Source organism: Bradyrhizobium sp. Arg237L (genome assembly GCF_029990105.1).
Taxonomy (GTDB): domain Bacteria; phylum Pseudomonadota; class Alphaproteobacteria; order Rhizobiales; family Xanthobacteraceae; genus Bradyrhizobium.
This window is the reverse complement of the sequence record NZ_JAQMIL010000101.1, coordinates 21987-29329: the sequence shown is the minus strand read 5'-3', so window position 1 is coordinate 29329 and position 7343 is coordinate 21987. Positions and strand designations below refer to the sequence as shown.

The following is a 7343-nucleotide window of genomic DNA, read 5'->3' as shown; positions in this document are numbered from 1 at the left end:
CCCGCCCTGCCGCCTCAAGCGGCGGGCACCTGTCCCTGATTATCGTGTCTCACGATAAGGGTGCACTTCACTTAACCGTCGCTCGAAAGTCCCCGGATTGCGCTTCGCTCCATCCGGGCTACACAACTACAAGAGGGCCGGGTTGCCTATCCGGCCCCTTTGCCATTTGGTGAGGAAAGACCCTACGCCGCCTTCAGCAGCCCTTCCTTGGTCAGCGCTTCCTGCACTTTCGGCCTAGCGGCGACGCGGGCCTTGTAGGCGGTGAGATTGGGCAGGCCCGACAGGTCGAACTTCATCCGGTCGGCCCAGGCCAGCATCGTGAACAGATAGCCGTCGGCGACGGTGAACTGGCTGCCGAGGAGGTAGTCGCGCCCGGCAAGCTGGCCGTCGATATATTTGAATTTGCCCATCAGGCGGTCCTTGAAGAACGCCTTGGTGTCATCGGACAGGACCGGCGCGAACAGCGGGCTGAAATTCTTGTGCAGCTCGGTGGTGATGAAGTTGAGCCACTCGAGGAGCTTGTAGCGCTCGGCGCTGCCGTGGGCCGGCGCCAGGTTCTTGCCCGCGGCACGGTCGGCGATCATCTGTACGATCACGGGGCCTTCGGTGACCAGTTCGCCGGAATCGAGCGCCAGTGCCGGCACCTGGCCCTTGGGGTTTATTTGCAGGAAATCGTCGCCATTTTCCAGTTTCTTGGCGCGTACATCGACTTTGACCAGATCGTAGGGCAGGCCGGCCTCCAGGAGCGCGATATGGGGCGAAAGCGAGCAGGCGCCGGGCGAATAGTATAATTTCATCGGAGATCTCCTCTCGAATTCTTGTTGGCCTTTTTCCTGTTGGCCTTGGGCGTCGGACCGACTAAATGCACATGCATGATTAGTCAAGATTGATGCAGGTGCATTGAGTACGGTACACTTCGTGCTGACGATGACGGACTAGGCCATGAAACGCAAACCATCGACCGAGGCGACCGCCGCCTGGATCCGCCTGATGCGGGTGCAGAGCCGGGTGCTCGACGCCGTCGAGCAGGACCTGAAGAAGGCCGGTTTTCCGCCGCTCGCCTGGTACGATGCCCTGCTCGAGCTGTCGCGCGCGCCGTCGGGGGAGTTGCGGCCGGTGGAGTTGGAGCGTCAGATGCTGCTGCCGCAATATTCAACGTCGCGGCTGATCGACCGCCTGGTGGACGAGGGGCTGGCGGCCCGTCGCGAATGCAAGGTCGACAAGCGCGGCCAGTTCGTCGAGATTACCGAGGCGGGACGTGAATTGCAGAAGCGGATGTGGGGCGCCTATTCGGCGGCGATCGAGAAGCATGTCGGGTCGAAACTGTCTGATACCGACGCGGTCAAGCTCTGCGCGCTCCTGGACCGGCTGGGATGTTCCTGCAGCGACGCCAAGCCGCCTGCGATAAGAGACGGCGTGACAGCCCGATGATATCATTGTTGCCACCAGCATCCGCGGGCCGCCTGGTTCGCGGATGCCCCTGCCACCGCGCGCATTCGATCGAAGCGCTTCAGTATCGGAATTCGTATGGCGCGTGACCAGATCGATATGACGCCACTCCAATCGCGCGACGAACTGGTCGCGTGGATCGAGGCGGGCGTGAAGGATCCGTCCGATTTCCGGATCGGGACCGAGCATGAGAAGACGCCGTTCACGCTGCAGGACCATCAGCCCGTGCCGTATGAAGGCGCGCGCGGCATCGGCGCCTTGCTCGACGGCATGAAGCTCCTGCTCGGCTGGGAGCCGATCATGGAGAACGGCAACATCATCGGCCTCTACGACGTCACCGGGGGAGGCGCGATCTCGCTCGAGCCGGGCGGCCAGTTCGAATTGTCGGGCGCGCCGGTCGAGACCGTGCATCAGACCCAGAGCGAGCTGATGGCGCATCTCGCGCAGGTCCGCGAGATCGCAACCCCGCTTGGCATCGGCTTTCTCGGCCTCGGCATGACGCCGTCCTGGTCGCGGGCAGAGATCCCGGTGATGCCCAAGGGCCGGTACAAGATCATGACCGGCTACATGCCGAAGGTCGGCAAATACGGCATCGACATGATGTACCGCACCTGCACGGTGCAGACCAATCTCGACTTCTCCTCCGAAGCGGACATGGTGAAGAAGCTGCGCGTGTCGCTCGCCTTGCAGCCGATCGCGACCGCACTGTTCGCCAACTCGCCGTTCACGGAAGGCAAGCCCAACGGCTTCCTGTCGTTCCGGTCCGAGATCTGGCGCGACACCGACAATGGGCGCTCCGGCATGCTGCCATGGGCGTTCGAGGACGGCATGGGGTTCGAGCGCTGGGTCGATTATGCCCTCGATGTACCGATGTATTTCGTCAAGCGCGGCGACGACTATCTTGACGTCTCCGGCACCTCGTTCCGCGATTTCTTCGAGGGCAAGAATCCTGCGTTGCCCGGCGAGCGTCCAACCCTGTCGGATTGGGCCAATCACCTCTCGACGATCTTTCCGGAGGTGCGGCTCAAGCGCTATCTGGAAATGCGCGGCGCCGATGGCGCGCCTTGGGGACGGCTGCCGGCATTACCGGCATTCTGGGTCGGGCTGCTCTATGACAACGACACGCTGGATGCGGCCTGGGATCTGGTGCGGAACTGGACCGCGCGGGAGCGGCAGGCGCTGCGCGACGACGTGCCGCGCTTCGGCTTCAAGGCGCGGATCAAGGACCGCTATCTGTTCGAGATCGCGAAAGAGTGTCTCAAACTGTCGCATGTGGGTCTGCGGCGGCGGAACCGCATCGACCAGATCGGCCGCGACGAGAGCCGCTATCTCGAGCCGCTGGAGCGGATCATCGATTGTGGCCGGACGCCGGCGGAAGAGCTGCTGGACAAGTTCAACGGCGCCTGGAACGGCTCCGTCGAGCCGGCCTATGACGAATACGCGTTCTAAAGCGTTTTCGAGCGAAGTGGATATCGGTTCGCATAGCAATCAAGTTTACGCAGATTGCGTAGACTTATCTGCGCAGAAAACGCGTCAAACCAAGAATCTAGAGCTTCGGTACTGAATTAGCGTCATCGTATCCTATCCGCTTGTTTTGATGCATCTTCTTCGCGTGCGTGGCGTTTAGGCCACACGCCGGCCGGCGGTCACACGCCTGGTGTGCCAGCTTGCCGCATTTTTGAGCCGTTCATCCAGCGTACAGGTTGGCGGCGCTCAAATGACCACCCGCGGTGAGCGCGGGGGGACAGTCGAAAGCGTAGGATATGAGAATTGGCCGCCTCTTCTGGGCGAGTGTGGTGACGTTCGCCTTGTTGGCGGTCGTAGCGACGTCGCGGCCGGCGCAGGCGCAGGTCAACTTCGATCGCCCCGGCGGCGATTACCTGAGTTCGCCCGTTGCCTCGGGCGATCCCGCGGATTGCGCGCTGGTCTGCGAGCGCGACCGCCGCTGCCGCGCCTGGAGCTTCAACTATCCGACCGACATCACCACCGGCGCGGTGTGCTGGCTCAAGAATTCGGTGCCGTCGCGCGTCCAGAATAATTGCTGCGTCACCGGCGTGCGCGGCGCCGGCGTCGTCGAGCCCCGCAATGGCACGGTCGAGACCTCGATCGATCGTCTCGGCGGCGACTACAAGAATTTCGAATTGAAGGCAGGCGAGGGCGACGAGATCTGCAAGGCCGCTTGCGCCGCCGACAACAAATGCCGGGCCTGGACCTTTGCGCGCCCCGGCTATGCCGGGCGCGAGCCGCATTGTTTCCTGAAGAAGGACATCAAGCCGCCGCGACGCAAGGCCGGATTCACCTCCGGCGTGGTGCGGTAACAGGCGAGCGCGACCCCCCGCCGTCATTGCGAGCCAACGGGTCGCGCGAAGGCGCGCCCGATGACAGGCTCCGCGAAGCAATCCATGTCTCCGCGTGCTGAGGCATGGATTGCTTCGTCGCTGTCGCTCCTCGCAATGACGGGAGGCATCAGCAACCCGGCAATACCCTGATCTCCGGCCACAGCGCCTTCCACCTCGCCGCTTTCTTCTGGTAATTCGCTGCAGAAAAATTCGCTCCCGGGTTCGGCCGCACGATCATGTCGGCGACGTCATCGAAGCCGTCGGGCGCATAGACATCGTAGCCTTCCGCCGTGCGGCGGATTCCGATCTGGGTGTTTTTCGTAAGAAACCGGTCGATGCCATCGGTCGAGCGTGTCAATGACGGGTAGGGCAGGCCGTGCTTTTCGGGATACCAGAGATGGACGCGCGCCTGGTTGCGCACTTCGACGGCGACGCCGAGGTGGCGAACCGCATCATGCACGCGTTTGATGATCCGGTCCTCGGCTTGCCAGGATGTATCGCGATCGAAATAGAAAATGTCGTAGTCGCTGATGCCGTAGTCGGCCGCACGATGAGTCCTGACGTTCCAGACCGTCTGCGCCAGGCAGCCCGCCACGAGCCACGCGTCGGGCAGTGCCAGCCGCAGCAGCTCATCGGCGATGATGGCATTGGCGGGATTGCGCAGCGCTGTGGCGACGAATTCGTCTCGGGTCATGAGGTCCCGTAGGGTGGGCAAAGCGAAGCGTGCCCACCACCCCGAGCGGAGTGCTGGTGGTGGGCACGCTGCGCTTTGCCCACCCTACGAATTAGCATCGTTAGCTTTCAGCGCAGCCTTCGATGCCAGCGCGCGCCAGTGGCGGCGCAACAGCGGCTCGACGATGCTGCGGCTCGCCTTCGACAGTCGGATCAGCACGATCGGATAGTCGCGATAATGATCGGTGAAGTAGAACACCTTCGGCCGGCTCTCGACGAGCATGTCGCACTCGTCCTGCGGCACGCCGGGCATGACCAGGCTGTCGCCGTCTTCCTTCAGGCGCACCAGCATCTTCTTGCGCACTTTCAATGCCGGCGTGCCGTAGGAGGTGCCATCCTCGACCTCCGGCCACGCCAGCGCGATTTTCCTGACGTCGTCGAAGGTCATTTGGTGCCCCACATTCATTCCCTCATCCGGAGCAGTCGCGAAGCGGCGCCTCGAGGGATGGGCCGCGGGCCTCATGGGTTCGAGACGGCGCGGAGCCTGTCATCGGGCCGCGCTTCGCGCGGACCCGTTGGCGCCTCCTCACCATGAGGGTCTACTAGCTAGTGCACCGAGGTAAAGAACCGCGCGAACCGAAAGCCTGACGGCCAGGTCCAGACCGGCTGGCTGCGGATGCCCATGTCCCATGAGCCGACCACTGCGTCGGCGCGGCCGATCAGGTTGTTGACCGGCAGCAGTCCGACGCCGCCGTCGCGCACGGAGACGCGGCTGTCGGCGGAATTGTCCCTGTTGTCGCCGAGCACGAACAGCTCTCCCGCCGGCACGGTGACCTCAGGCGTGTTGTCGAGGCGGCCGTTGTCGCGCATCTTGAAGATCGCGTGGCTGACGCCGTTCGGCAGTGTCTCGACATAGCGATAGGCGGTCTCGGTGTGGCCGCGGTCGTCCTCGGCTTCGCCGCTGCCGTCGGGCTTCAACGTCGCGGGGTGGTCGTTGATGAAGAGCTGGCCCTGCCGCATCTGGATGCGGTCGCCGGGCAGGCCGACCACGCGCTTGACCCAGGCCTGCGAGCGGTCGCCGGGCCAGCGAAACACCACGACGTCGCCGCGCTGCGGGGGCTCGCCGAACAGCCGGCCGCTCGACTCCGGCAGCGTGATCTGGATCGGCAGCGAGGCCGTCCCGTAACCATAAGGGTATTTCGACGCGACCAGCGCATCGCCGATCAAAAGCGTCGGCTCCATCGAGCCCGACGGCACGTAGAACGGCTCGGCGATCGCGCCCTTGGCGAGGAACACGACAGCGACGATCGCCGCGAGTTGAGCTGCTTGCGAACGCCAGCTTGTGGGTTTGCTGACCGCCACTTCGTCGTTGCTCACTAGCCGGTTCCTCCTACGGTGATCCGCTCCATGCGCAGCGTCGGCTGGCCAACCCCGACGGGCACACCCTGGCCGTTCTTGCCGCAAGTGCCGATGCCGGTGTCGAGCGCGAGATCGTTGCCGATCATGGTGATGCGGTTGAGGTCGGTCGGCCCGTTGCCGATCAGCATCGCGCCCTTCAGCGGCGCCCCCAGCTTGCCGTTCTCGATCTTGTAGGCCTCGGTGCACTGGAAGACGTATTTGCCCGAGGTGATGTCGACCTGGCCGCCGCCGAAATTGGCGGCATAGATGCCGTTCTTCACCGAGGCGAGGATCTCCGCGGGATCGCTCTTCCCGGCCAGCATGTAGGTGTTGGTCATGCGCGGCATCGGCACATGGGCATAGCTCTGCCGCCGGCCATTGCCGGTCGGCTTCATGTTCATGAGCCGCGCGTTCTGGCGATCCTGCATATAGCCGACCAGGATGCCATCCTCGATCAGCATGGTGCGGTTGGTCGGCGTGCCCTCATCGTCGATCGAGAGCGAGCCGCGGCGCGAGGCCATCGTGCCGTCGTCGACCACGGTGACGCCCTTGGCGGCGACCTGCCGGCCCATCAGGCCTGCGAAGGCCGAAGTCTTCTTGCGGTTGAAATCGCCCTCGAGCCCGTGACCGACGGCTTCATGTAGCATCACGCCGGGCCAGCCGGCGCCCAGCACCACGTCCATCTCGCCGGCCGGCGCCGGCACCGATTCCAGGTTGACCAGCGCCTCGCGCAGCGCGCCGTCGGCAGCGTCGCGCCAGGCCTTGGTCTCTATGAAACGGGCGTAACCTTCGCGGCCGCCGTAACCCTTGCTGCCGCTCTCCTGCCGGTCGCCCTGGCCCGCGACCACGGAAATGTTGACCCGCACCAGCGGCCGGATGTCGCGATAGCTCTCGCCGTCCGGCCGGACGATTTCCACCACCTGCCAGGTCGCGGTCAGGCTCGCGGAAACCTGCCGCACCCGCGGGTCCTTGTCGCGGATATAGGCGTCGATCTCGCCGAGCAGTTTGACCTTGGCCTCGAAGCCCGGCGCATCCAGCGGGTTCTCGTCGCCGTACAGTTTCACATTCGTGTGCGTCGGTGCCGCGGCGAAGCTGCCGGAATAGCCGCCGCGCACCGCATGCACCGCATCGGCGGCGCGAATCAGCGCCGGCAGCGATACGTCCGAGGAATGCGCGTAGCCGACCGCGTCGTCCTTCACCGCGCGCAGGCCGAACCCCTGGCTGGTGTCGTAGGTCGCCTGCTTCAGCCGCCCATTGTCGAACACCAGGGCCTCGGTCTGTCCGAATTCGAGGAACAATTCGCCGTCATCCGCTCCTTGGAGCCCCCGCGTGACCTCGCGGCGTACGGCATCGCGGTCGAGATTGGCGCGGTCGAGCAGGGAGGTTGTGGCGGGACTGGTCATGACGACTCCGAATTCAACGCAATTACATCCCGTTCATGTTTGGCTTGGCCGGGACAGCATCAATCAAGATAGGCGCTGTTGC

8 protein-coding genes are annotated in these 7343 nt (G+C 64.1%); 3 read left to right on the top strand and 5 right to left on the bottom strand.

The annotated features are described in order from the left end of the window. Window positions 1-182: 182 nt before the first annotated feature. Window positions 183-797: a glutathione transferase GstA gene (gstA, locus tag OZ411_RS39210; protein WP_282532223.1), complete on the bottom strand. Its 615-nt coding sequence runs from the start codon at window positions 795-797 to the stop codon at window positions 183-185. Window positions 798-942: 145 nt separating this feature from the next. Here gstA and OZ411_RS39205 point away from each other — a divergent pair, with 145 nt between their 5' ends. The 3 genes from OZ411_RS39205 (at window position 943) to OZ411_RS39195 (ending at window position 3767) form a co-directional block, all read left to right on the top strand. After that, window positions 943-1431 (top strand): MarR family winged helix-turn-helix transcriptional regulator, encoded by a 489-nt coding sequence (locus OZ411_RS39205; protein ID WP_130583966.1) that lies wholly within the window; start codon window positions 943-945, stop codon window positions 1429-1431. A gap of 96 nt (window positions 1432-1527) precedes the next feature. Next, window positions 1528-2898 (top strand): glutamate--cysteine ligase, encoded by a 1371-nt coding sequence (locus OZ411_RS39200; RefSeq protein ID WP_282532222.1) that lies wholly within the window; start codon window positions 1528-1530, stop codon window positions 2896-2898. A gap of 314 nt (window positions 2899-3212) precedes the next feature. Beyond that, entirely contained in the window at window positions 3213-3767 is a 555-nt protein-coding gene (locus tag OZ411_RS39195; RefSeq protein WP_165421546.1) for a PAN domain-containing protein, read from the top strand. A 148-nt stretch (window positions 3768-3915) separates the two neighbouring features. On the opposite strand, the gene OZ411_RS39190 is transcribed toward OZ411_RS39195, so the two are convergent. The 4 genes from OZ411_RS39190 to tldD all read right to left on the bottom strand — a co-directional run bounded on the left by OZ411_RS39190 (window position 3916) and on the right by tldD (window position 7261). Further along, window positions 3916-4482, bottom strand: a complete 567-nt coding sequence (locus OZ411_RS39190) for a nucleotidyltransferase family protein (RefSeq protein ID WP_282532221.1) — start codon at window positions 4480-4482, stop codon at window positions 3916-3918. 84 nt (window positions 4483-4566) lie between these two features. Beyond that, entirely contained in the window at window positions 4567-4908 is a 342-nt protein-coding gene (locus OZ411_RS39185; protein WP_282532220.1) for an MmcQ/YjbR family DNA-binding protein, read from the bottom strand. Between the two features lie 158 nt (window positions 4909-5066). After that, complete coding sequence (gene lepB, locus OZ411_RS39180) at window positions 5067-5837, bottom strand: signal peptidase I (RefSeq protein ID WP_130582506.1); 771 nt, start codon at window positions 5835-5837, stop codon at window positions 5067-5069. After that, entirely contained in the window at window positions 5837-7261 is a 1425-nt protein-coding gene (gene tldD, locus OZ411_RS39175; RefSeq protein WP_282532219.1) for a metalloprotease TldD, read from the bottom strand. The genes lepB and tldD overlap by 1 nt, the downstream gene beginning before the upstream one ends. Window positions 7262-7343 lie beyond the last annotated feature (82 nt).